Below are 24,356 nucleotides of genomic sequence, written 5' to 3' on the forward strand. Positions count from 1 at the left end.
GTTATTCCCCCTTTGTCCCACCGACGGTAATTTCGCTGACTCGTAACATAGGCTGACCGACATTGACAGGCAGGCTTCCACTGACAGACCCACACATTCCAGCACCATGCGCTAAGTTATTTCCGACTTTGTCGATAAGCTGCAGTGTTTTCGCGCCGTTCCCTATCAACGTAGCCCCACGAACAGGACGATCGATCTTGCCGTCTTTCACCAAATAGGCTTCCTCAACTGCAAAGTTGTAATCCCCAGTTGCGGGATTCACTTGTCCCCCGCCCATATACTTCGCGTAAATCCCATTTTCTGTAGAAGCGATGATTTCATCTGGCGTCGATTTCCCTGCTGCAATGTACGTATTCGTCATACGGGAAGTCGGGTTGAATCGATACGATTGACGACGCGAAGAACCCGTTGCTTCCGCATTCATCCGGCGTGCATTGAATTTATCAATCATATATCCTTTTAAAATCCCATTCTCAATGAGCACATTCTTGCGTGTCTTCTCCCCTTCATCGTCAATCGTCAAAGAGCCCCATTCATTCGGCAGTGTTCCATCATCGATATATGTCACAATGTCGGGTGCTACTTTTTCACCGATCCGATTAGCGAATACAGAAGTATTTTTCGCTACTGAAGTCGCTTCCAGTCCATGTCCGCAAGCCTCATGGAAGATGACCCCACCAAACTCATTGTCAATGATCACAGGGAACTTTCCGCTTGGACATTCATCCGCACCCAGCATGGTCACTGCAATACGGGCTGCCTCACCTGCGTAATGCTGAAGATCGAGATTTTCGATGAATTCAAAACCGGCATGGGCTCCCGGTCCATAGAATCCACTCTGCATTTCCATTCCATCTGCAGCTGTCGCTTGTATCGCCAGTCGGGAATGGACCCGTTGATCTTCCACAAATCTGCCTTCTGAATTTGCAATCAAGATATTCTGTTCCTCATCATAATAACGGAGCCCCACTTGTCGAATTCGCTCGTCGTACTGTCTAGCAATTTCGTTTGCTTTCCTCATCACTGCCACTTTACGTGCGTGCTCAACAGTTTGTGGGAGTTGAGCAATCGTATGAATCGGTTTGACCCATTCTTTCTGCAAAGGATGGAGAATTCCATTCCCTCCTCCACTAATTGCTAAAGCAGCCCGCTTCGCTGCCTCAATCAACCCTTCTTCGGAGAAATCGGAGGTGTATGTGTACACACATTGAAGTCCGGAGAATATCCGGATTCCAATTCCAAAATCTCTGCCTGATATACTTCTCTCGATTTTGTTGCTTTGCAATTCAATCGAATTCACAAATTTATCTTCTATGAAGACTTCTGAAAAATCGCCGCCTGTCGTCAATGCAGCCTCCAAAACATTTTCAATTATCGATTGCTTGATCATTTTTCCATTCCCCCTCCATTTGGATTATAACCTATAATTTTCTAGAATTCATCAACTGGACAGATAATTCAATATCTTTAGTAATACATATCATTTCATTTTAGAGGATGGCTTTGTTAAAGAGCTTGTCACGCAAAGGAAAAACCGTCATCTGATAATACAGTTGGCGGCTTTTCTAACATGAGTAATTATTGCTTATAGTCTTTCGTCCAATCTTCATAATCGATTGGTAACCTTTCCTAGCAACGCCACTTTTCCCTAAAGCTCAGAATCATTCTGGAAATTGAGTTTAAAGTGATGTGCCTCGTCATAGACAGCGAATTCGTATTCTTGCTCTTTGAAGAATTTAAGGATCCCAGGAAGCGCCTCCAAGGTTTGTGGCTTTTCATGCATCAATACGATTTCTCTGTCGGATGTAGTCCCTTGTTTAATATTCTGCAAAATTTGAGATGGTTTACCCGCAAGTTCCCAGTCGTGCGAATCGATGGTCCAATCCCAGACTTTGATATGTGCATCTGCAAGTTGTTTTCGCATAAGTTCACTTTTCAACCCCGGTGCAGATCCATAGGGAGGACGGACTAAGTGATGATTCAATCCTGTAATTTCTTGGACCAACTCCAATGTTTGAATCATTTCAGGTACAAATTGCTGATCCGTATAAAGCTTTTTATAATTATGAGTCATACTATGGGCTCCGATGTAATGGCCTTCTTTAGCGGCCCGTTTCACACTGTTCTGTAAGTGCTCTTTCTTTAGATTACTTCCTTGCATGAAGAACGTGGCCTTCACTCCGTGATCCTGTAAGATATCCAAAAACTGATCAGTCAACTTGCTAGGCCCATCATCGAATGTTAGATAGACGACTTTCTCATCTTTTTCTTCTTCCACAAGGTCATTTTTATCAGTTTCTTCATTAGCCGATTCTTCTTTTTCCGGCTTTGTTTTTTCCGTCTTTTCGTTTGACTCCGGTATAGGTGTAGATTCTTCTGGCGTACTGGGCAATTCCCGGGCAGAATAAGATTTCCCTACTAAAAAACCAGTGCCAAACAGAAGCAGCAGCAACATAAGGAAGTATCGCTTTTTCAATCTCTTCCTTTTTCTGCTCACCTCTTGATTTAATGCACTCATATCAAGTTGATCCTCCTGTCATGATGAATATCCGATGTTTCCGTGTAGTTCGATCGTATAGCTTATGTAAGTTTGATAGTTCTTCTATGGATAAGAAGGAACAGCAGACGGAATCATTCATCTGCTGCTGATTAAAATAACTTAGCGAATATATGTGTTTCCCACCAGGATATCTCTCAAAATATCCGATGGGATTTCAAATGTGACCACTCCCATATAACCAGGCGCCACTTCGTACTTATCGAAAGAGATCACAAGTTTATGATCAGCTGTAATATAGAAGTTTTGTTCAGCCTGGATGGTCTGAAAGTCAAGATCTGCTCCTTCGAAAGCGAAGTATGCGGTATTTTCATCTTCCTTCATTTGCTGCATCATCTCTTCTTTTATATAGGAGCTGATGACCTCTATATAGGAATCATCCTTAAAGAGACTCGGAAGTGTGATTAGCACATTGTTTTGTTTATCAATCGTATCGTATTGCATCGTAGTGGAAGAGGATCCAACAGTATTCACTTCATAACGGGCAATCGATAACAATTGCTCAGTATCGGTTTTCACTTCATACCCCGTATCGATGCCTAAGTGGCCTGAACCGACCTCTTCCATGTCCTTGACGTCTTCCTTAAATTGCTTAAAGAGCTCTTTATTTTCCTCAATGTATTTGTCGTTCAATGCTGCTTGCAGCCCTTCACTTTCCAATCCACTAATTGCCGGGGTTTTCAAATTTGCTTGGTAAGTCTCTTGATCCATTGTTAAGGTCTGGACAGTGAAGACTTCAACGATGGAGCCTAAAACGGGTACGTTCACCATGGAATTTGCGAATGCTGGACTGAGGTTAATGCTGCCAACGAACATAGCCGCCGCAGCTGCTGCACCAAGGGACCACCTTTTTACAGGTGAACGTTTCTTTTTTGAGATTGCAGCTTTTTGAATGGTTTGTTTCACCACTTCATCCAATTCATGAGGTATTTCAATATCATCATATTCCTTCTTAAGTTTGTTTATTTGTTTCATCTTAAATCCCCTCTCCAATTTCCAAACGTAATTTCTTAAGTTTTCGATACAGCTTGGTTTTCGTCGTATTGACGTTCTCCTCCAAGACAGCCGCTACCTCATCAATCTTCAGGTCTTCAAAAAAACGTAAGATAATTAATGATTTTTCCTTCGCAGTCAGCGAATTCAGGGCATCCAGCAAATCCATATCTGTCTGCTCGTCTTCAGTTTTGGGTAGATACCCATCGAGTATCTCATCGTCCATCACCGTCATACGCTGATGTTTCCGTATGAAGTCGATCGAAGTGTTCACAAGAATCCGATAGAACCAAGTCTTTAAGTACTCGATTTCATCCAGACGGTCAATGGATCGAAGGGCTTTATAAATCGATTCTTGAATAATATCAAGTGCGTTTTCTTTGTTTTTTACGTAACTATAGGCAAGTCGGTAATGAGCATTTTGATTTTCAATTAAGAAACGCTCCACCTGTAAGAACTTTTCATTTTTTGTCATGACAAATGATCCACCTTCTCCATATTTCAACATGTCGCGCTCACGTCTTACTAATTTGACGGGCAGGTTCTTAAAAAAGTTTGGATTGAACAAAATTTGATGATAATTATTCAGTTCATGTTTTAGTGGGGAAGTTCTATATGAAAAATTCTTTACAACTTGTTCTTATTTAACAACGGATAATCTTATTCAGAATCTACAGTCTGCCGTCAATCGCAGTCGGAACATTTCAAAAAAGAGGTTTTTCTTAGTTCTTCACGAAACTATTACGTATATCGAAGGAAGGAGTTTTAATATCATGAAACCACCTATCGCAAACAGAATCCCCCATCCCCATGAACTGCATGGAGATGTGCGGGAAGATGACTATTATTGGCTGAATGATCGCAATAATGCTGAGGTCATCACGTACCTGGAGGACGAGAACGAATATTATAACGAAGTGATGGAACCTCTCAAGGAACAAACCGAAGAAATTTACGAGAAGATGATGGAACGCGTGCCAGAATCGGAAATGGACGTTCCTGTGCAGCATGGACCTTATTTTTACTACTCCCGTTTGGATAAAGCCAAGCAATACCCGATTTATGCATGCAAAACGGCATCCAGCCGCGAATTACTTGCTGAAGCACAAGAGGAAGTGTTGCTCGATCTGAACGAACTAGCTAAGGAAAGTGACTATTTAAGTGTGACAGCACTGAAATGGAGTACCGATCATCGTCTCCTTGCATATTTGGAAAATCGGAATGGGACAGATCGCTATACCCTTTTCGTGAAAAACTTGGAAACAGGAGAACTTCTATCCGACCGGATCCAGGATGTCTTCATCTACGGGAGCGTGGAATGGAGTAGATGCGGGCAGTATATTTTCTACATTACTGTGGATGAGAATGAACGTCCAAGCCGCTTCATGCGTCATCGTTTAGGTAGTGAATTGAAGGAGGATGAACTCCTCTATGAAGAAAAAGATGAGACATTCACCCTCCATATGGACAAATCTCAAAGCGGCAACTATATTTTTGTCCATGCGAATTCGAAAACGACGAGTGAAGTCCGTCTGATTGACGCAGATTCTCCACTCTCTCCTCTGCAACTGGTCGATGCGCGGCGAGACGGTATCGAATACGACGTCGAACACTGGGGGGAGAACTTACTTATTCTAACGAATGAAGGAGCTCTAAACTTCCAGCTGCTCAGTTGTCCACTCAACGATCTGCATGCACGAGGAAATCTCGTGGACTATGATGAAAACCGCTATCTACAGGCTTTGTATCCTTTCCAGGACAAACTTCTTGTCGCTGGTCGTGAAAATGGCCTGACACAAATATGGGAGTTGCGAGATGATAAGTTGGAGCAGATCCACTGGGACGAATCTCTTTACTCCGTTTCAGTAAAATCGAATCAAAGTTACGATGCGTCTGAAGTGTTACTCCACTTCGAGTCCTTGATTACGCCGAAAACAACATATGGACTGGATCTCCTTACAGGAGAAAAGCGATTCCTGCAAGTAGCTCCTGTCAGTGGGGGATATGATCCTTCCGGCTTCCGTCAAAAGCAATTGTGGGCAATGGCAGAAGATGGTGTCAACATCCCTTTGAACGTTGTTTATAAAGAAGGGGCCTTCGATAATGGACCGGCTCCAACCATCCTTTATGCTTATGGATCTTATGGCGCCAACAGCGATCCGAATTTCAGTCCGTACCGACTTCCTGCATTAGAAAAAGGAATCGTATTTGTCATAGCGCAAGTGCGTGGCGGTTCAGAAATGGGGAAACATTGGTATGAAGATGGCAAGATGCAGAACAAGCGCAACACATTCACCGATTTCATTGCGGCTGCACGGTATCTGATCGAGGAAGGGTACACAACCTCAGAACAGTTAGCTGCGCGTGGAGGCAGTGCAGGAGGATTGCTAGCAGGTGCTGTCGCTAACATGGCAGGTGATCTATTTAAAGTCATCGTTCCGGAGGTTCCGTTCGTCGATGTTGTCACAACGATGCTCGACACAAACATCCCTCTCACTACGCTGGAATGGGATGAATGGGGAGATCCCCGGCAATCGGCAGCGTATTTCTATATGAAATCCTATAGTCCGTATGACAATGTGGAAGCGAAAGACTATCCGCATCTGTATATTACGACGGGACTTAATGATCCACGCGTCGGCTATTGGGAACCTGCAAAATGGGTTGCCCGCTTAAGAGAAATGAAAACCGACAATCATACTCTAGTGATGAAAACGAATATGGGTGCTGGTCACTTCGGAGAGTCAGGACGTTTCAACCAATTGAAGGAATCCGCAGCGCTATATGCGTTCGTGTTGGATAAAATCGGGACTGGTGTAGAGTTGAATGTTCAAGGTGTTGTCAAATAAGTCGCTAAACTAATCTGGTGTAGAAAGCATACTGCTTTTCTCCACCAGATTTCTATTTGCACGTTAATAAAATGGGGAATTCAAGGAGTATAATACTGTTTCCCAATGAGCTGCATTCATACTCTACAATCTCTTTTCTCCGAGCGATCAGCTTGACTTCCTGACCATTACATTATATAGTCCTATTTGAACGCTTGAAACTATTTTTGTTTTTACAGTTTACACCCGTCAGGAGGAAGAGGTATGAAAGCACGGATCATGAAAGCCTTTTTAGAAGAAGTGCATGAGAAGAGTATGAAATTCACGATGGATGATCTTGCCAAGAGGCTTGGCATAAGTAAACGTACGCTGTACGAGCAATTCGCCTCAAAAGTGGATATCTTGGATGCAATCATCGACTCAACACTTCAGGAATTCGACGAAAAGACCGAAGCGATCATGCAGAGCCCTCACTTGACCTTAATTGAAAAAATCAAGAAGACGATGACTGTCATTCCTAAATACAACGACTTCTATACATGGCAGATACTCGAACAGATGAAAAAATCGTATCCTGACCAGTGGACACGCATCCATGCGGCTTTAAACGAATGGGATGAACTACAGGAACTGATCGAGCAAGGCATACAGGAAGGACTCATTGCTGACCACAACGTACCACTCCTTATGAAACTGATTATCGAAGCTGCCAATGCGACGATGGATCGGCAATTTTTCCTGGAGAACCGTATTACTGTCGAAGAAGCTTTGGATGAAATTGTCGATATCCTACTGTATGGAATGGTAAAAGTGGATCGTATGTGAAAAAAACCGACACCCTGTTCGGTTTTTTTCCTTGACTTTGTAAACTGATAAAACAAAAATAGTTTTTACGTTTCACAATGAATGAATTGAAAGTAGGATGGAATTATGAACCTCTGTATGAATGAGGGAATTTATCAACAAAAACAAATGGATTATAACCAATATACACGGGGAGGTGGCATGTGCCTTGGGAAAACATACTAAACAACTGAATGACATTGACTCCCAATCCGTAGGTCGCATTTTTTTACGCTACCTCATTCCATCGATGATTGGCATGCTACTGATGGCGGTCAATATTGTCGCAGACGGCATCATGGTCGGTAACCGACTTGGCGCAGAGGCACTTGCAGGTGTAGGCATCGCGGCTCCTGTCTACTCGATTTTTCTTGCTGTTTCTCTTTGGATCGGTATTGGGGCGGCAACTAAATACTCCATGGCGATGGGCGCTAACGATCCGGAAGAAGGACGTCGAATATTCAGCCATGCCCTCGTGTCAATCGTTCTGATTACGCTCATCATCGGTCTACTCGCATTTCTTGCCCGCACACCGCTAGCATATCTTCTTGGAGCGAACCCTGACACATTCCTATACGTGTCCGATTATTTGTATGTCATATTACTCTTTGGCGTCGTTTTAACTGTAGAAAACATGTTCAGTATTTTTGTTCGAAATGATGGCGGCCCGAATCTTGCGATGGTTGCACTTATTTCGACATCCGTTTTAAATATCATCCTGAACTATCTATTTCTGTTCGTTTACGATTACGGTGTCAAAGGAGCTGCATTCGCTACCATCCTCGCTTCAGCGCTCGGGATGCTCATATTGGCGTGTCACTTCCTGAAGCCATCCAATAACTTAAAATGGGTTCGATTTTCGTTCGATAAAACATTATTTGTAGCCATTGTTGTCATCGGTTTCCCAAGTTTCCTGTCAGAAGTAGGAATATCCGTATTCACGATTTCGCACAATATCGCGTTCGAGCGGACAGCAGGTACTGTTGGAGTTGCTGCCTTTTCGATTTTGAACTATGTGCACAGTGTCATGCTCATGTTGTTCCTCGGACTGGGCAGTGCGATCCAACCGCTTATTAGCTACTATCAAGGCTCGAAAGATGAGAATCGAAAAAGAACCACCATGAAGCTTGCGATGGCGACTGCACTCGGTGCTGGCATCATCTCCCTACTCGTTGGACAATTCGCTACAAGTCCTATCGTTTCGTTGTTCGGAGATTTTCCTCGAGAGGTCACAACACTCGCAGAATCTGGTATCCATCTGTTCTTCATTGCCTACCTATTTACAGGCATGAACTTCGTCATGATGACCTATTACCAATCCGTCGGTAACGTCAGGATGGCAACTTGGATCACCGCCTCTAGGGAAATCCTGGTCATGCTCGCATTTCTCATCATTCTACCTGCACTCTTCGGTACGAATGGCATATGGCTGTCCATCCCTGCATCAGAGTTTGTCGTCTTCGTCGGTGTTTGGCTCTATCAGCATAACGCTGCAAAATCACGTTGAGTGACAATGAACAAGTCCCTTGGCGTACTCAGGAAAGGTTCTAGCTTTTTGGTACTTTTCTCCATTGATCACTCAAGTTTCTTAAACTCTTTTTCTAAATGCTTCTATCTCTACAACCTTAAGCATTTGTAAAAGCTGGACGTATCCGATACGTCCAGCCTTTCTTTTTATCCGGATTATTTTCAGGTGTTATCAAAACATAGACAGTGATTAAAAACAATAATCAAGGATTATATAAAATCTATTCAATCAAATAAGGGCCTGAACAGTTTCCAAGACTAGTATTACACAGGCACTGTTTTAAGCTTATTCCAGTAACTCAAGCGCGGACTCAAATGATTGTTGCCCTAAGTCACCTTCTTTTCGTTTACGAACCGACACAGCCTGATTCTCCACTTCCTTATCCCCGACTACCCAAGAAAATGGAATTTTGGCTTTTGCTGCTTCCCTCACTTTATATCCAAATTTTTCAGATCGGTCATCCACTTTCACTCGATAGCCTTGTGCGATAAGCTCTCGTTTCAACTCAAACGCATAATCGAGATGAGCATCCGCAATTGGTAAAATACGAATTTGTTCAGGTGCCAACCATAATGGAAATGCACCTTCGTAATGTTCAATTAAGATCGCGAGAAATCGTTCTATGGAACCGAATATCGCACGATGAATAATGATTGGATGATTCAGCGAATTATCTTCACCGATATACTGACAATTGAACTTTTCGGGCATTTGAAAATCTAATTGAACCGTTCCGCACTGCCAGCTTCTGCCGAGGGAGTCGAGTATATGGAAGTCGATTTTCGGACCGTAAAACGCACCATCACCCTCGTTCAGCGTATACGGCATCCCCCGTTGTTCCAGAACATTTTCAAGTGAACGTTCCGCCTGATCCCACAACTCAACTGCCCCCATGTAATTTTCTGGTCTTGTTGACAGTTCAACCTCATAGTCGAATCCGAACTTCGAATACATCTCATGAATGAGATCCAAAACACGATCGATCTCCGTTTCAATTTGGTCTTCCCTTACGAAAAGATGCGCATCGTCTTGTGTGAAAGCCCGCACGCGTAAAAGTCCATTCAAAGATCCAGAGAGCTCATGACGATGAACCAATCCTAATTCTGCATATCGTATTGGCAGCTCCCGATAACTGCGCCGCTTATGATTAAAGATCAGCATAGCCCCTGGACAATTCATCGGTTTAAGTGCATATTTCTGACTGTCAACTTCCGAAAAGTACATATTATCGTGGTAATGATCCCAGTGACCTGACGTCTCCCATAATTGTTGTTTCATCATGATCGGTGTCTTTATTTCATCGTAACCCGCTTTACGGTGTTCAGCTCTCCAATAGTCCTCCAACGCATTACGAAGAATCATTCCGTTCGGTAAATAGAATGGCATTCCTGGAGCTTCCTCTGATGACATAAGTAATTCAAGTTCTTGACTTAGTTTACGATGATTTCTTTTTTCTACATCTGATTGAATGGACATGTTACATCGCCTCCTGAAATTTTTATATATAAAAAACCACACTCCTCCCTGGTAAGGGACGAATGCGGTCGTGGTACCACCCTGTTTTTTGCAGATAAAAAAATATGCTTCTGCACTTCATTGCGATAACGGTTTCCCGGACATGGTTTCATAAAAATTCATGGTTCTCCATGTCAGCTTCAAGGCGGTAAATCACCTCTCGTTTCTTCAGGACTTTCAGCCGATGGTCCTGTTCTCTGGTGAGAACTCAAGAATAATTCATGTCCTTGTCATAGCTTTCAGTATTCAATTAAAAAACCGCACTTCTCCCCTATATAAGGGACGAATGCGGTCGTGGTGCCACCCAAGTTTCCGCATGCCAAAAATGCAGACATGCGCTTAAGTCGATAACGGTTTCCCGAACATGATTTCATGCACGTATGCAGTTCCTCATGTTAGCCAGAAAGGTGGTAAATCACTCGATTTCGCTCAAGGTTTCCAGCCAATGACCTTGTTTTCTGGTAGCGAAAATGTGGAATGATTCATGTCCTTCTCGTTGCAAATATATGGATTAAAAGCTTTGCTCTGGATTATAGAGCGTATTTTCTGATAAGTCAAGGATAAATATACGAATATGTTGTTATTTCAAAGCCATTAAAACGTATGGAAAACTAAATTATATTAACTATCCATCATTATTCCGAAAAATTAATTATATCAAAAAAAATATACTTCTTTAAAAATCATATAGATTTAAACTTTTCTTGTAAATCGGACACCCGCCACTAGAATAGCAGAATACAATACGAGCGCAATTCCAAACACTTGCCATCCTAGCAAGTGATCTCCAAGGAATAGGACACCAATTAGCACAGCGACGATTGGCTCAATTGTTGCTAAAATAGATGCCTTCCCTGCTTCCAAATATCTTAGTCCTGAAGTATACAATACATATGCCGCAACAGTTGAGACTAATGCTAGCAGTAAGGCTGATCTCCATACATCTGCATGCTGGAATTTATCGACTTTAGCTAAAATATCACTCGTCAATAACATGAAAATGCTGGTATACAAAAATGTGTATGTTGTAATGGTTAGAGCAGAATATCGTTTGGTGACAGGTTTTGTGAAAATAGTATATAATGCATAACAAAATCCTGAAAGAATTCCCATCAGTAGCGTCTTGCCTGGAATACTTTGTGAGCCAAATGGCAACAAACCGACGACGAAGGCACTGCCTGTTATGGCAAATGCAAGTGCCCAACCTTTCCTAATCGTGAGAGGTTCTTTAAAGAAAACACGAGACAAAAGCGTCACAAAAAGTGGCCCTGTATATAAAAGCGTAACCGCCAAGGACAAGCTCGAATGAGAAAAAACTTCAAAATAAAAATAGTTAAAAAAGGCTAGACTGAAAACACCAGCACTTGCAAAAAAGATATGATCTTTTAACCGGGTTCTTAATTGATCTCGATAGAATAATGCCATGATGAGTAATAAAAATACGAAACTGAAAATTCCTCTTATGGCCACGACATCCCAAGATGTAAAACCTCTAGCATATAAAGGGGAAATGAATAATCCGATTAGTCCCCAGCATACCGCCCCTGATATAGTGATCAGGTAGACTCTGTGGCCTGGCAATGTTTCCATTACTTCCCCTCCTACTCGCATATATTTATAGAGTTCCCAAAATTAATCATACAATAGTTAGACTTCTATACAAAGCCGAAATAAGCAGACATAAAAAAAGAAACCACCATTGCATACTTGAGCAACGGAGGTTTCTATGTCTTTTTTAATCACTATCTATTAAAACCCTTATATTCAATACGATTTCTTTACAACTATCTCTTCTTCAACTACATCCACAATAACTTTTCCAACGGCCTCTTCCTCCAACAGAAGATCTGTCAAAGGATCTTCGATTTTATCTTGAATCACTCTTCGCAGTGGACGTGCACCGAAGCGTTTGTCATAGCCCAACTTCACAAGTGCTTGTTTCGCTTCTGGAGAGATTGTGAGAATGATGTCAGTTACTTCAATAGTTTCTTGAAGGTCGCCCAGCATCAGATCTACTATTTCAAGTAAGTTTTCTTCTGTTAACTCATTGAAAGCAACAATCGCATCAAAACGGTTCAGGAACTCCGGTTTGAAATAATCTCCTAATGTTTCAAGCATGGTCACAGATTCATGTTCCGTCTGATTGAATCCGACACTGACTTTTTTAGCAATCCCAGTTCCAGCATTGCTTGTCATAATGATGACCGTATCTTTGAAACTAACGGTGCGACCATGGGAGTCGGTTAATCGACCGTCCTCCATAATTTGAAGGAACATATTTTGTACATCGGGATGCGCTTTTTCGATTTCATCGAGTAACAAGATTGAGTATGGATTCCGTCGGATCTGTTCCGTCAATTGACCGGCTTCCTCGTGACCGACATAACCAGGAGGGGAACCGATGATTTTGGAAACTGCGTGTTTCTCCATATATTCACTCATATCCATGCGAATCAAGGACTCTCGAGAACCGAATAACTCTTCCGCTAAAACTTTTGTAATTTCCGTTTTACCTACTCCAGTTGGTCCTACAAACAAGAACGAACCGATTGGTCGATTTTTGGATTTCAAACCGGCCCGACTGCGTCGGATCGCTTTAGCGATTTTATCAACCGCTTCCGACTGTCCAATGACTTTTTCACCAAGGTTTTCGGCAAGTCCTTTCATTTTTGCTTGTTCTGCAGCTTGAAGTTTTGTCACCGGAATACCTGTCTTCTCTTCTACGATCAATTCGATATCCGTTACAGCTACTTCTATATGGCCGGCTTGCCCATTATGTTTTACTTCTTCTAATCTTTTCCGTAATTGCATTTCTTCTGCACGCAGGTTCGCTGCCTTTTCATAGTTCTCCTGCTCTGCAGCTTGCTCTTTTTGCTGAACGATTTCCTCCAAACGCATTTCCAGTGAATCCGAATCACCAGCAGATGTCTGTTCCAGATTTAATCGTGCTCCCACTTCATCCATCAGATCTATTGCTTTATCCGGTAAAAATCGATCTTGGATATAGCGCTGTGATAGCGCCACAAATGCTTGTACCGCTTCATCTGAATAACTTACGCCATGGAAGTTTTCGTAGCGATCTTTAATACCATTTAAAATTTTAATTGCATCTTCTGCAGACGGTTCCTTAACGATAATCGGCTGGAAGCGGCGTTCAAGAGCTGCATCTTTTTCAATCTGGCGATATTCTTTAAGAGTAGTTGCGCCGATAAGCTGCAACGTACCTCTAGCTAGAGCCGGCTTCAAAATATTCCCTGCATCCATCTGCGACCCTTCAGTTGAACCGGCTCCAACGAGTAAGTGGATTTCATCTACAAACAATAAAACATCTTTCCGGGTTTCCAACTCTCCGATCAATTGTTTCATCCGTTCTTCAAACTGACCTCGGATTCCCGTATTCGTCACAAGTGATGCCACGTCCAATACATATACCTTTTTGTTCAGCAATTTCGCAGGTACATCACCTTCATGGATTTTTACGGCAAGACCTTCAGCGATTGCCGTTTTACCAACACCTGGTTCTCCAATTAGAACTGGATTATTTTTATTTCTTCTATTCAATGTTTCAATCACGCGCTTAATTTCCTGATCACGTCCAATAACAGGGTCGATCAACCCTTCCTGCGCTTCATCGGATATATTCTTACCTAGTTCGTCTAATAAGCCCGGCTCGTGCGTTTCAGGTTCTCTCACTTGCGTAACGGTTTGCTTCGTTCCATTCGCCTGGTAAAATTCATGTGAGGATGACGGAATGTTGCCCGCACCTAATTGACCTTGTAATTCTTGAAAGCAGGAACCGCATAGATTCACCTGCATCGCTTGCTGATTTATCTGCAGTCGTAAATTCATAGTTGCTTGGTTTTTCCCACAATGTTGGCATCTCATAGTAAGTTCCTCCTTCAGATTTCAATCAATCATTTGACTTTGACTATCTTTAACCTTAACTCCATTTTACACTGACCTAATTTGACATTCAAGAAATGTGCTTGCGTCGTTTTTTATTAAGCAAGGTAAAGTTCATTCGAAATTTAACTCTAAGTGGGCTCTTTGGCAAACACTGAAAACAATGTCTTTTGCGTTTGATTGAACCTGTTTTATATAATAAGAGAATTGAGTAAAACCGTTTTGAGAGCAACATCTAGTAGAGTCTTTTAACATTTACTCATTCGAAATAGATGAAAGAAGGAATTCGCAGGCCATGAAAATTCTAATTAAGCTGATTCAAATAACCGCTCTTTATGGTTTTTACGTAGTGGGAAGCTGGATCCACGACTTCTTCCATATCCCGCTTCCAGGAAGTATTTTAGGGTTATTGTTAGTATGGGGGGCATTAAGTACGAACATTCTACGTCTTAAATGGATAGAATCCGGAGCGAATTCCCTATTATCCGTTTTGCCGATTTTCTTCATTCCTGCAACAGTTGCAGTCATGAATTACGGTCATTTCTTTTCAGGAAAAGGTAGCTTGCTAATCCTCATTACGATTGTCAGTACATTTGTGACGATGGGGATGGCTAGTTTCGTAAGCCAATCCATAGCGAAGCGGATGGACAAAAGTAAGGCGGGATCTGAATGCAGCTGATCATTCTATCAATGGGATTCATACTGCTGACGATTGCCACCTATTTTGCAATGACTGTCCTCTATATGAAGATCCACCTACCATTTTTAGTACCCATTATCACGACTACAGTAGTCATTATCCTAATTCTGGTTCTGTTTAATATTCCTTACGAAACCTATATGGTGGGCGGACAGTGGATCGATAAGCTACTCGGCCCTGCCGTTGTCTCGTTGGCAATTCCCCTATTCAAACAAAGGGAACTGTTGAAGCGTCAGATCCTTCCGATTTTAACTGGAGTTTTAGCGGGATGTTTGACGGGGATGTTTTCAGGAGTACTGCTTGCGGCAAATGCAGGGTTTTCAAAAGAACTCGTGCTATCCATTTTACCTAAATCCATTACGACTCCCATTGCGATGCAAATTGCAACGCAAATTGGCGGAGTTCCAGCACTATCAGCCGTTTTTGTCATCATTGCGGGAATTTCAGGTGTCCTGCTCAGTCACTATTTCCTTGCATTTTTCAAGTTGGACACAACACTCGGTCGTGGAATCGGCTTAGGCGTTGCCACCCATGCCATTGGAACTTCAAAAGCGATTGAATACGGTGAACAGGAAGCGTCATTGAGTTCTGTAGCCATGACCCTATCTGCAATTTTCGGATCGATGCTAGGGCCGGTAATAGCTTGGATATTTTATGGATGAAGACTGAACTGCTCGAGTGAAATTCTTGTTAATCCTGTACTTGTTCATCACTATTCGTGATTGTGTGAACATCCACGATAAATGAGGGACAAGTACTTTTTCAATTTACGTACTATTTATGAAAGACTTCACAAAACGAATAGTTGTGACAATTCTTATAAACCGATAAACTTAGAGGGGCGAACCATTTTGAAAGGAGAATACATATGGCGTATAAACCAGACACAACTGAAACAAAAAATCTGATTCAACAACTTGTTTCGATTCCAAGCCCTTCAGGCTATACAAATGAGGTTATCCATTTTGTCGAAGAATACTTGAAAAAACTTGATGTAGAAACGAAGCGCAACCGCAAAGGCGGCCTGATTGCAACATTGCCTGGTAAAAACAAAAATGAGCACCGCATGTTGACTGCTCATGTCGATACCCTTGGCGCTATGGTGAAAGAAGTGAAAAGCAATGGTCGTTTGCGCCTCGATTTAATTGGCGGCTATCATTACAATTCTATCGAAGGTGAATATTGCCAAATCCATACAGCTGCAGGCAAAACGTTTACAGGTACCATATTGATGCATCAAACGTCGGTACACGTTTACAAAGATGCTGGTAAAGCAGAACGAAACCAAGTGAATATGGAAGTGCGTATCGATGCTAAGGTGAAAAATGAGAAGGAAGTCCGCGCTCTTGGAATTGAAGTCGGTGATTTCGTGTCACTCGATCCACGAGTAGAAATTTGTGAGAATGGGTTTATCAAGTCCCGCCACTTGGATGATAAAGCAAGTGTCGCGATCCTGCTTCAACTCATTAAACAGGTTCAATCAGACAAAACACTCTTGCCTTATACAACCCATTTCCTCATTTCCAACAACGAAGAAATCGGCTATGGAGGAAACTCCAACATTCCCGAACAAACCGTTGAGTACCTCGCCGTCGACATGGGTGCCATGGGCGAGGGGCAGTCCACGGATGAATACACTGTGTCCATTTGTGCAAAAGATGGAAGCGGCCCCTATCACGCTGGACTGCGGAACTCTCTCGTAGAGTTGGCAAAGCAACATGACATTGCATACAAGCTGGACATTTATCCGTACTATAGCTCAGATGCATCAGCTGCCATTAAAGCAGGTCATGACATTATCCATGGACTGATTGGACCGGGAATAGATTCTTCTCATGCGTTTGAACGCACACATGAAGAGTCGTTGGCATGTACATTGCAACTGCTTTATCATTATATACAGTCTGAACTTCAGAGTTATTAATTGGCGAAATTAAAAAAACCAGTGACCTTCTATACAGGTCGCTGGTTTTTACGTTTCTATTCATTATAAGTGTGAACCTTTACATTTCAGAAATCACGTTGTTCGTATATACTAAAAGTCATAGATTTACACAGGAGGTCCAGACAATGGAATTTAAAAATCTCGAAGATCAAATCATCCAAAAATACAAAGAAGATGAGACCCTAATGGTTCGTCTTTTTGTACAATGGTGTGCAAATCATGATTTGAATCCCCAACTTCTCTATCAAAAAGCATACCCGGAGCAATCTGCAAACGAAGTCTTAAAGGATGTAGTCGATAGCGATGAAGGGTTTGACGAACTTCAAATCGACAACGAAACGATGCTGGATGTACTCCAAATGTTCGGAAATGAAGACTTGGCATTTGTAGTGGCAGATGAAATCCAGAAGTTGAAAAGATGATTAAGTCCATATAAAAATAGGGTGTTACGGACTAAAAAAGCGTGGAATGCCACGCTCATCACGGCTTCCTTTTCAATTGCAAATTCCCTTTGTTGAACATAAGCAATCCATTCGCTCGCTCATACAGGGCATATAAGGGATACAGCAACCCTAGAAACACGACAGCTGTAGGCATTTTTTCAATAACCGGCACAATGCCGGACAGCAAGCTAATAACGAGTTCCGTTATATAAATAAATATTGGAATTACTGCAATCACACCCACGATTAAAAACGGCGTTACTTTCGTTTCTTTTAACTTCGCTTGGCAGTATGGGCACTTCATAGTAAAAGGGGACGAAAAATCCTCGAAATCTTCAAGAGTAATTGCTTTTTGGCAATTCGGACAAGGTCCATGTGTTTTCATACTGATCTCCTTATACTTAACAATTCAGCTAAGTATAAGTGAGAATTAGGTATATTGTAAATAGGAAATAAAAACCTTTAGATGGTTAAGAAAAATGGCAATATCCACCGATCTACTATCGAATGCCTTCTGAACATCAGCTTCATAGTGAAGAGAAGGAATACGGCATTTAAAAGTAGCAGTATTTACTCATCCCCCTTTCACTTGCTATCCCTCATGCTTTTTTATCAAGTTAAAACGTTTCACCTTGTCTGCAAACCCAGCATCGAGCAATGCGTCCACTTCAATATTTCCGAACAGATCAAAATGAGGATACTCTTTTTTGTAGTCAATCCATTCAGGCTTCAGCCCATAGTCTGCTCCCCATGCAATCAGTCGATCAAGATCCGCGCAGCCTACCTTCGTCACTGTCTTACAACCAGGAAAACGATCATCCAGCCAGTAATGGGTAAGGAATGCTATCTCCCCGCCACGTACTTTCTCTTTCCACGCGTTCAATTCTGCACGATCAACTCCGAATGCCATTCGTCACACCTCTTCTGTTAGTTTCACTTCTGATATATCCATAAATTGGATAATTCATCTCCATTCTTTTTGTTTAGCTACCGGTTTCTTGTCTGCTAACTCGTAGCATTGTTTTCTGAACAACCCCAACTTTACCAGATCCTTTTGTAATACCCAGATGTTACCGCAGAAGGAATCCCTCTAGTACTCATAAGTATCTTTCCGCGTCAAGTATACTAAAAAAGAAAACAGTTCTCAATTCAATAACTCTTGTCAGTTATTCTAGTGCACCACTCAACTTCCATTCCATTCAGAACCGTTCCGAGTTTGGTGATACACAGTCAGCCAAAATAAAATATAACCATCCCCTACCTGGATAAGTAGATGAGATGGTTATATTTTTTGGATTCCAATACTCTTTCGTGAAGAAATCCTACCTATTCTTCTTATCTAGATATCGTCTTTTCCTTGTCAGGACTTAGCTTTACAAACTGACTTCCGATGCTTGCGGCAAAAAAGACTTGCGCAGCGTAGTAAGTAACCATGACGAGTGCATCGCGTGCTGGAAGCGGCGTGACAAATCGGTCGATCGCAAGGAATGAATCCGAGCAAATAAACAGAAATGCCCCTATTATCACCAGTGGCAACCGCGTCCGAATCGCTTCCCACCCCATCAGCAAAATGACAGCCATATAAGCAATGATTGCCACGCCGAGCACCACATCACCTGAACCGATTTGTGGAAACGCAATCCAATAGGCCATAAAGAGACCATATAGAACAAGCGGTATTGCAGCAATTAGAGGGACTGATTTGCGGCGGGCTGACCGGAAAGCTGCGATATAAAACAAATGAGCAACAAAAAAAGTAGCAAGACCAGCCATGAACCAATAAATTGCCGCATCCGCTACCATGCTGATCGCAAGGCCGATAACAACAATCTTTTTATAGAGAGGGGAAACAAGGGACGTGTTGGTAGCTGCATACAGGATGATCAACGTCATAGGAACTAGTTTAAATACTATTTTAGCACCCAGCAGTTCCTCCGGAATTAGAAAAATATAGACAAACCCCATTATGGTGATTAAGGCCAGTAGTGCTTTACGCAAGTAACTCAACTCCTTCTTCCACTCTGCTTGTGCACCACATAACTTCATCATTGTCCATGACTGTTACTAAGTTGTGCCGTTCCAAGACAGCAGTTTAACCTACAGTTTCTTTCTTACGCTTTTTCCTTTTCACAATATAGGTGATCAGTAAAGCTAGGATTCCGACGAATGCTAGGATGATTCCATAAGCGGCTAGGATAATGCCATTCGGATGTTTAAGGACCGCAAAAATATTGGCATCATGCTCTACGATTTTTCTATCTTTCAATTGATTGTAATAGATGGGTACTTGCGCCACACCATCGACTTTTCCAAAGGATTTCATGTAATTGGCAATGGCGTACCACTCTTTCACTTCTTGATGATCCTTCATATAAAAAATATGGTCTTCAAAATCCGTCACAGGCTTCCCCTCTTTTGTCTTTGGCACCACAGAGAGGATTCCAAAAGACTTTTCATTTACATAAGGGAGCATTTGAACTGAATATAAGCCACCTACGACACGGTAGAGTTTTTCATCATCGATTTCTTCCTTTAAGCCACCCCGGGACTGTAAGCTGATGTCTGTCACTTTATTGAAAAGAAGACGATTAGTATTAAACGTATAACTTAAACCTGCGATATACAATTGAACCTCGTTCATAATTGGCGTAATCGACGCATCGACTTCCGCAACGGTCTTTAATTCTTTCCCTGTCAAATAAATATCCAGAAGAGGATACCCAGAAATCCCATCGGGTCCGATGCCTAAAGAATTCACATTGAACACATCTGAAACCGTAATATTCCCTTCAGTAAAAGAATCTCTAATATTCCCAACAGGGACAACGGCAGCAGCAATCGGCTCATCCTCGCTCCCTTCCAATTGTTGAATGGTATGAATAAAGGAGTCTCCAATCAAATTTCCGATTGGTTCTTCTTTTTGCTCGATCCCTAACTCTGTGAATGGAGTGAAGTCGAATGGGGTATAAGCAAGCACTTCATCAAATTCCATTCCGAAATGACGAAGATAGTCGTTCTGAATCGTCTGTTTATATTCCTCAATTGTCTTGGAAATCTCCGGATCTAAAACAAGAGAATCATCGACTGCCTGTAATTCATAATTATTTACTGTCCAATTGTCTTTTTCACTCTGTGAAATAGTGAGCACACCTAAATGTTCTCCATATTCGCCGGCTGAACCTATTATTGTATCCCCTACAACAATGGGTTCCTCCAGAATTGTATGGCTATGCCCACTAATAATGACATCAATGTCCGGAACCTTTTTTGCGATGCGTTCATCTTCTGATTGGGATGGGTCCTCAGACGTACCTGTATGGGATAGAGCAATGACAAGGTCCACTTTTTCGTCATTCTTAAGCACAGCAACCGTTGACTTGGCACTTTCAATTGCATCATTAAACGTTACACCGGACATAGGAGCGTTGCCAGCAGCTTCATGTCCCATCAACCCGAAGATACCAACTCTAACCCCTCTACGTCTGATAACCATATAATCTTTCACATCGTACTCATTCATCGCTTCTTGTAAAGCTTTTACGTTGTCGGGTAACTCGCCATCTTCGTCTGTCGGAAACTTCATATTTGAAGCGACAATGTTAGGGAGTTCTCCTCTACTGTCCTTCGCAGCACGTAAACTTCTCGCTAATCCTTCGGCTCTGAAGTCGAACTCATGATTCCCTATTGTGGTTACATCATATCCCATTCGTCCCATCATTTTTAAGCCTGGTGCATCCGTTTGGTAAATTGTTTGAAACAAAGTCCCCATTGCAAAATCACCCGCATCGACCAGTAGGGCATCCGGATCTTTTACTCTTTGTCCCTGAATCGCACTATGTAACCTAGCATAGCCGCCGACAGTCTTTTTCCCTTGTTCACTTTCGATTTCATACGGAAGGAACTTGTCATGTAAGTCATGCGTAAAAAGGATGGTTATCGATTTTTCAGCAGATTCAGCGTTTCCGCTTGGAACATCCAGAATGAAAACTATCGCTATGAGTAGGACAACTGAAAAAAATCCGATTGGCAATTTAGAAATTGTCATCACTCTTCCCTATGCGTTTCTGTACAACGTACCACAAGCTTATTACAAGTCATCGAACTTAAATCTCACACCTATTTTTTCATCGGATGATAATTGTTTTTCCCATAACATATAGCTTTTTTCCATCATCATACGGGCGATCTCTTCTGCTTGCTGTTCACTGCCTTGTGATGCAGCATCCATTAATTTCTTATAATAGGACAACGATGCACTTCGACGAAACGAACTTTCAAAGTATTTGATTGCCATTTTCAAATAGGCTTTCTCAAAGCTATTAAGTACGAGTGCAAAAAGAGGGTTCTCTGATAATCCCGCTAGCTCTTTTTGCAATTTCCAATCGTAAGACGCGAAAGCTTCCGGAGTATCTGACAGCTCATCCGTTTGAGAGAGCAAGCCTACTACTTTAGGATGATTCAGCGTTACTGCTTTTTTAACATATTGGGGTGTGAGTGCAACTCGCAGTTCTAAGAAATAGAGGACGAAAGCATCGGGCACTTGTTCAAAGTACTCGATAATATCGACAATCGTGGTAATATTTCCGCCATACCAATAATCATTCACAACAGCACGTTTCCCTTTGCTAAGTGTCAGCCAACCGCCATGACTTAAGCGCTGTAAAATTTCCCGAATCGCAGGGCGTCCTATTTCATAGATAGCGGCCAATTCTCTTTCCGTCTCAATTTGACTGCCTGCTAGATATTCTCCTTGAAGAATTGCTTTAATGAGTTCTTTTTCAACTGATTCTATTCGATTCATTGCAAAGTCTCCTTTTCGCAATTTTTCAAGTGCGCTTTTCTAAATTCTTAGCAGTCTCACTTTTTTCAACCGATTTTTGATCTCTATAGGTTCCGAACGTTTTATCAACAGATGTATGTGTCACACCAAACCAGTAGTTTTCATTTTTAAAATGATGCCAGAGATGAGCTTTCTTAATTTTTCTCCCCATTTCGGTTCGCGGTTGAACGGGTCGATGCGCAATGTAGTGCTTCCATTCGTAATATAAGAAATAGACTACGATTCCTGCGAGATAAGCAAACATTAAGGGGAAATTGTCTGTTATTAAGTAAAAAATGAGCGCAAAAATCGAGAAGCCCGGTAAACTGAACCAAAGCGGTAAGAATAACAGTTTTAAATCATTTGGATCTGCGTGGTGATCAAAATGTAAGCGCTTTATGGATTTCAGTAGAAAAGGATGTTCCGGGGTCTTCATGTGAAATAAAAAACGATGGATTACATACTCACTCATTGCATAAGTAGCCATTCCAATAACGAATGCAATCCACGTAGCAAAATAGAAAGCATTTAACAACGTATAGCCCATGAGCGGGATAAACAAAATCAACATGAATGCAATATCAGGAAATGTGATAAACTCTTTCAAGTATTTAGTATTCATCTGCACTCCTCCTATCGTACGGAAAAAATTATACGGTATTCTAACCTATGATATTCATTATTAGGTAAGACCACATTAATTTCTGGTCTTACCAAACTATACAGTTTTCCGAATAGATAGTCAATTACTCCTAAAGAGAATGAGGGATATTCGAAAGAAAGGTAACTAGCTTTGACGACTTAAAATCAACGTATTGGTGTACCGTAACCTGATACCCGTTACTAAACCACAGAAGAATGATGAATATGAAAAAGGTAAATGAAAGATACTAATGTCCTTTCTGTCATTTTTAGCGGTTGTTCAACTATTCATGATTAAATCAATACAGTTAGCCATTAACATAAAAACAATTCGATTCACGAACCTTTCTGCCAAATTCATCCCGCAAAAAAACGTCGGATAGTAACCGACGTCTAAAAGTTCTGTTATTGAATGGATTTCAATTCACTTACCAGTTTACCAGCAGGATCAACCGTCTTCACTCGTCCTATTCCCTTGACATAGTATAGTTTATGACCATTTACGGTCACTTCCACAGCATTCGTAAATGTTTTATATTGTGTTTTCACTGTCTTATTAATCCCTGTAATTTTAGTATGATCACTTGGTGACGGACCCGTCCATGAATGCCCTACTTTCACAGGATATTTCAGTTCGGTGTAGTACTCGGAAAAAGGATAGGATTCAACTAGCATCTCATCCGTCTCTTCCTGCTGCATATAAGAGATATCCCCTGTTTTCGGACCTTCACTCACCCAGAAGAATCCAGTGTAAGAAATTTGAACAAACTGACCCGTTACTTTTTTGTATTCCATACGGATATCACCGGTTAAAGTACTGAAAACGTACTTCTTGGTCATGTCACGAGAATAGCCATCTTTCTTGACCGTTCTTTGTTTATATTCTGCGCTGAGACCTCTTGCAAGAAATGCAGAAAACTGTTCACGGGTCACTTTACTAGTCGGGCGGAATGTGCCATCTGCATAACCAGTCGTTATTAAGTCTCCTGCAATCCCACGGATTGCAGGAGCTGCTTTCATCTGGTCCCCAACATCTTTAAATTTCCGGGCCGAACCCGTTTCAATTTCAAAAGCACGTGATAAAATAATCGCCATATCGCCTCGTGTAATGGACTCATTAGGACGGAATGTGCGGTCGGGATATCCAGAAATGACTCCATAGACGGCTGCGTCAGCAATATATCCACTTGCCCCGTGTTGCGCAGTCACATCCTTGAACCGTGTCGCTCGTGGTTTGCCATCATACCGAAGCATACGACCGATCATAATTGCCGCTTCTCCACGAGTTACATGATGCTTTGGCTGAAACTTTCCATTGGAATAGCCGCTAATGATTTCTTTGTTGACTAAAAACTGGATTTCATCATGAAATCGATCGTTTTTCTGAACATCTGGAAAAGTAGTCGGCGCCGCGACTACTGGCTGCACAGCTACTATACATGCAATTGCCCATACCGCTAACATTATTAGCATTCTTTTCATTAGTATCTCTCCTCATATGATTGAAATGTGTTACTCAATTACCCTGGACAACATGACTATCCAGCTTATCGACCAGACTCCAATTCTATGACAATTCCACTTGAAACATCTGCCATGAGAACTTATTATTTGCTAAAAAGCACCGGATTCCGATCACC

General features: G+C 41.8%; 21 protein-coding genes. 7 read left to right on the forward strand and 14 right to left on the reverse strand.

The annotated features are described in order from the left end of the window. Position 1: 1 nt before the first annotated feature. From ABE021_RS11700 to ABE021_RS11715, 4 genes are all read right to left on the reverse strand, one after another. Complete coding sequence (locus ABE021_RS11700; RefSeq protein WP_430288870.1) at positions 2-1,390, reverse strand: TldD/PmbA family protein; 1,389 nt, start codon at positions 1,388-1,390, stop codon at positions 2-4. A 258-nt stretch (positions 1,391-1,648) separates the two neighbouring features. After that, a complete protein-coding gene (locus ABE021_RS11705; protein WP_430288871.1) occupies positions 1,649-2,518 on the reverse strand; it encodes a polysaccharide deacetylase family protein in 870 nt (289 codons plus the stop codon). Between the two features lie 141 nt (positions 2,519-2,659). Then, positions 2,660-3,532 (reverse strand): DUF3298 domain-containing protein, encoded by an 873-nt coding sequence (locus ABE021_RS11710; protein WP_430288872.1) that lies wholly within the window; start codon positions 3,530-3,532, stop codon positions 2,660-2,662. Position 3,533: 1 nt separating this feature from the next. After that, the gene (locus tag ABE021_RS11715; RefSeq protein ID WP_430288874.1) at positions 3,534-4,025 is read right to left on the reverse strand and encodes a sigma-70 family RNA polymerase sigma factor; all 492 of its coding nucleotides are present in this window, start codon (positions 4,023-4,025) and stop codon (positions 3,534-3,536) included. Positions 4,026-4,323: 298 nt separating this feature from the next. Between ABE021_RS11715 and ABE021_RS11720 the strand changes: the two genes are divergently transcribed. The 3 genes from ABE021_RS11720 (at position 4,324) to ABE021_RS11730 (ending at position 8,728) form a co-directional block, all read left to right on the forward strand. Further along, positions 4,324-6,399: a S9 family peptidase gene (locus ABE021_RS11720; RefSeq protein ID WP_430288875.1), complete on the forward strand. Its 2,076-nt coding sequence runs from the start codon at positions 4,324-4,326 to the stop codon at positions 6,397-6,399. Positions 6,400-6,642: 243 nt separating this feature from the next. Further along, positions 6,643-7,203, forward strand: coding sequence for a TetR/AcrR family transcriptional regulator (locus ABE021_RS11725; protein WP_430288876.1), 561 nt, complete (start codon positions 6,643-6,645; stop codon positions 7,201-7,203). A gap of 187 nt (positions 7,204-7,390) precedes the next feature. Continuing rightward, a complete protein-coding gene (locus ABE021_RS11730; protein ID WP_430288877.1) occupies positions 7,391-8,728 on the forward strand; it encodes an MATE family efflux transporter in 1,338 nt (445 codons plus the stop codon). A 306-nt stretch (positions 8,729-9,034) separates the two neighbouring features. Here ABE021_RS11730 and thrS read toward each other — a convergent pair whose 3' ends face one another. From thrS to ABE021_RS11745, 3 genes are all read right to left on the reverse strand, one after another. Then, positions 9,035-10,225: a threonine--tRNA ligase gene (gene thrS, locus ABE021_RS11735; protein WP_430288878.1), complete on the reverse strand. Its 1,191-nt coding sequence runs from the start codon at positions 10,223-10,225 to the stop codon at positions 9,035-9,037. Positions 10,226-10,957: 732 nt separating this feature from the next. Further along, positions 10,958-11,854, reverse strand: a complete 897-nt coding sequence (locus ABE021_RS11740) for a DMT family transporter (RefSeq protein WP_430288880.1) — start codon at positions 11,852-11,854, stop codon at positions 10,958-10,960. Positions 11,855-12,028: 174 nt separating this feature from the next. Continuing rightward, a complete protein-coding gene (locus ABE021_RS11745; RefSeq protein WP_430288881.1) occupies positions 12,029-14,149 on the reverse strand; it encodes an AAA family ATPase in 2,121 nt (706 codons plus the stop codon). A gap of 313 nt (positions 14,150-14,462) precedes the next feature. Between ABE021_RS11745 and ABE021_RS11750 the strand changes: the two genes are divergently transcribed. The 4 genes from ABE021_RS11750 (at position 14,463) to ABE021_RS11765 (ending at position 17,234) form a co-directional block, all read left to right on the forward strand. Further along, positions 14,463-14,846 carry a CidA/LrgA family protein gene (locus ABE021_RS11750; RefSeq protein ID WP_430288882.1) on the forward strand — a complete coding sequence of 128 codons (384 nt, stop codon included), beginning with the start codon at positions 14,463-14,465 and terminating at the stop codon, positions 14,844-14,846. Continuing rightward, positions 14,837-15,529, forward strand: coding sequence for an LrgB family protein (locus ABE021_RS11755; RefSeq protein WP_430288883.1), 693 nt, complete (start codon positions 14,837-14,839; stop codon positions 15,527-15,529). Before ABE021_RS11750 ends, ABE021_RS11755 begins: the two co-directional genes overlap by 10 nt. 206 nt (positions 15,530-15,735) lie before the next feature. Continuing rightward, entirely contained in the window at positions 15,736-16,791 is a 1,056-nt protein-coding gene (locus ABE021_RS11760) for a M42 family metallopeptidase (RefSeq protein WP_430288884.1), read from the forward strand. 146 nt (positions 16,792-16,937) lie between these two features. Further along, entirely contained in the window at positions 16,938-17,234 is a 297-nt protein-coding gene (locus tag ABE021_RS11765; protein WP_430288885.1) for a hypothetical protein, read from the forward strand. 58 nt (positions 17,235-17,292) lie between these two features. Here the strand turns inward: ABE021_RS11765 and ABE021_RS11770 are convergent, their stop codons facing one another. The 7 genes from ABE021_RS11770 to ABE021_RS11800 form a co-directional block, all read right to left on the reverse strand. Continuing rightward, the gene (locus ABE021_RS11770) at positions 17,293-17,640 is read right to left on the reverse strand and encodes a hypothetical protein (protein WP_430288886.1); all 348 of its coding nucleotides are present in this window, start codon (positions 17,638-17,640) and stop codon (positions 17,293-17,295) included. Between the two features lie 207 nt (positions 17,641-17,847). Continuing rightward, a complete protein-coding gene (locus ABE021_RS11775; RefSeq protein WP_430288887.1) occupies positions 17,848-18,165 on the reverse strand; it encodes a hypothetical protein in 318 nt (105 codons plus the stop codon). A gap of 425 nt (positions 18,166-18,590) precedes the next feature. After that, complete coding sequence (locus tag ABE021_RS11780) at positions 18,591-19,253, reverse strand: lysoplasmalogenase (RefSeq protein ID WP_430288888.1); 663 nt, start codon at positions 19,251-19,253, stop codon at positions 18,591-18,593. Between the two features lie 94 nt (positions 19,254-19,347). Next, entirely contained in the window at positions 19,348-21,300 is a 1,953-nt protein-coding gene (locus tag ABE021_RS11785) for a bifunctional metallophosphatase/5'-nucleotidase (protein ID WP_430288889.1), read from the reverse strand. Positions 21,301-21,342: 42 nt separating this feature from the next. Then, the gene (locus ABE021_RS11790; protein WP_430288890.1) at positions 21,343-22,056 is read right to left on the reverse strand and encodes a GntR family transcriptional regulator; all 714 of its coding nucleotides are present in this window, start codon (positions 22,054-22,056) and stop codon (positions 21,343-21,345) included. A gap of 25 nt (positions 22,057-22,081) precedes the next feature. Next, positions 22,082-22,696, reverse strand: coding sequence for a sterol desaturase family protein (locus ABE021_RS11795; protein ID WP_430288891.1), 615 nt, complete (start codon positions 22,694-22,696; stop codon positions 22,082-22,084). 425 nt (positions 22,697-23,121) lie between these two features. Further along, positions 23,122-24,198: an S-layer homology domain-containing protein gene (locus tag ABE021_RS11800; RefSeq protein ID WP_430288892.1), complete on the reverse strand. Its 1,077-nt coding sequence runs from the start codon at positions 24,196-24,198 to the stop codon at positions 23,122-23,124. Between the last annotated feature and the right edge of the window lie 158 nt (positions 24,199-24,356).

Origin of the sequence: Sporosarcina gallistercoris, assembly GCF_050459885.1 — a bacterium.
GTDB classification, from domain to species: Bacteria; Bacillota; Bacilli; order Bacillales_A; family Planococcaceae; genus Sporosarcina; species Sporosarcina gallistercoris_A.

What these genes read in the sequence shown, in the direction of transcription:
- ABE021_RS11715 (WP_430288874.1), bottom strand. Translation starts at nt 4,025, where the DNA reads ATGACAAAAAATGAAAAGTTCTTACAGGTGGAGCGTTTCTTAATTGAA.
- ABE021_RS11745 (WP_430288881.1), bottom strand. Translation starts at nt 14,149, where the DNA reads ATGAGATGCCAACATTGTGGGAAAAACCAAGCAACTATGAATTTACGA.
- ABE021_RS11760 (WP_430288884.1), top strand. Translation starts at nt 15,736, where the DNA reads ATGGCGTATAAACCAGACACAACTGAAACAAAAAATCTGATTCAACAA.
- ABE021_RS11710 (WP_430288872.1), bottom strand. Translation starts at nt 3,532, where the DNA reads ATGAAACAAATAAACAAACTTAAGAAGGAATATGATGATATTGAAATA.
- ABE021_RS11795 (WP_430288891.1), bottom strand. Translation starts at nt 22,696, where the DNA reads ATGAATACTAAATACTTGAAAGAGTTTATCACATTTCCTGATATTGCA.
- ABE021_RS11775 (WP_430288887.1), bottom strand. Translation starts at nt 18,165, where the DNA reads ATGGCATTCGGAGTTGATCGTGCAGAATTGAACGCGTGGAAAGAGAAA.
- ABE021_RS11755 (WP_430288883.1), top strand. Translation starts at nt 14,837, where the DNA reads ATGCAGCTGATCATTCTATCAATGGGATTCATACTGCTGACGATTGCC.
- ABE021_RS11800 (WP_430288892.1), bottom strand. Translation starts at nt 24,198, where the DNA reads ATGAAAAGAATGCTAATAATGTTAGCGGTATGGGCAATTGCATGTATA.
- ABE021_RS11790 (WP_430288890.1), bottom strand. Translation starts at nt 22,056, where the DNA reads ATGAATCGAATAGAATCAGTTGAAAAAGAACTCATTAAAGCAATTCTT.
- ABE021_RS11720 (WP_430288875.1), top strand. Translation starts at nt 4,324, where the DNA reads ATGAAACCACCTATCGCAAACAGAATCCCCCATCCCCATGAACTGCAT.
- ABE021_RS11725 (WP_430288876.1), top strand. Translation starts at nt 6,643, where the DNA reads ATGAAAGCACGGATCATGAAAGCCTTTTTAGAAGAAGTGCATGAGAAG.
- ABE021_RS11765 (WP_430288885.1), top strand. Translation starts at nt 16,938, where the DNA reads ATGGAATTTAAAAATCTCGAAGATCAAATCATCCAAAAATACAAAGAA.
- ABE021_RS11700 (WP_430288870.1), bottom strand. Translation starts at nt 1,390, where the DNA reads ATGATCAAGCAATCGATAATTGAAAATGTTTTGGAGGCTGCATTGACG.
- ABE021_RS11705 (WP_430288871.1), bottom strand. Translation starts at nt 2,518, where the DNA reads ATGAGTGCATTAAATCAAGAGGTGAGCAGAAAAAGGAAGAGATTGAAA.
- ABE021_RS11740 (WP_430288880.1), bottom strand. Translation starts at nt 11,854, where the DNA reads ATGGAAACATTGCCAGGCCACAGAGTCTACCTGATCACTATATCAGGG.
- ABE021_RS11785 (WP_430288889.1), bottom strand. Translation starts at nt 21,300, where the DNA reads ATGACAATTTCTAAATTGCCAATCGGATTTTTTTCAGTTGTCCTACTC.
- ABE021_RS11750 (WP_430288882.1), top strand. Translation starts at nt 14,463, where the DNA reads ATGAAAATTCTAATTAAGCTGATTCAAATAACCGCTCTTTATGGTTTT.
- ABE021_RS11770 (WP_430288886.1), bottom strand. Translation starts at nt 17,640, where the DNA reads ATGAAAACACATGGACCTTGTCCGAATTGCCAAAAAGCAATTACTCTT.
- thrS (WP_430288878.1), bottom strand. Translation starts at nt 10,225, where the DNA reads ATGTCCATTCAATCAGATGTAGAAAAAAGAAATCATCGTAAACTAAGT.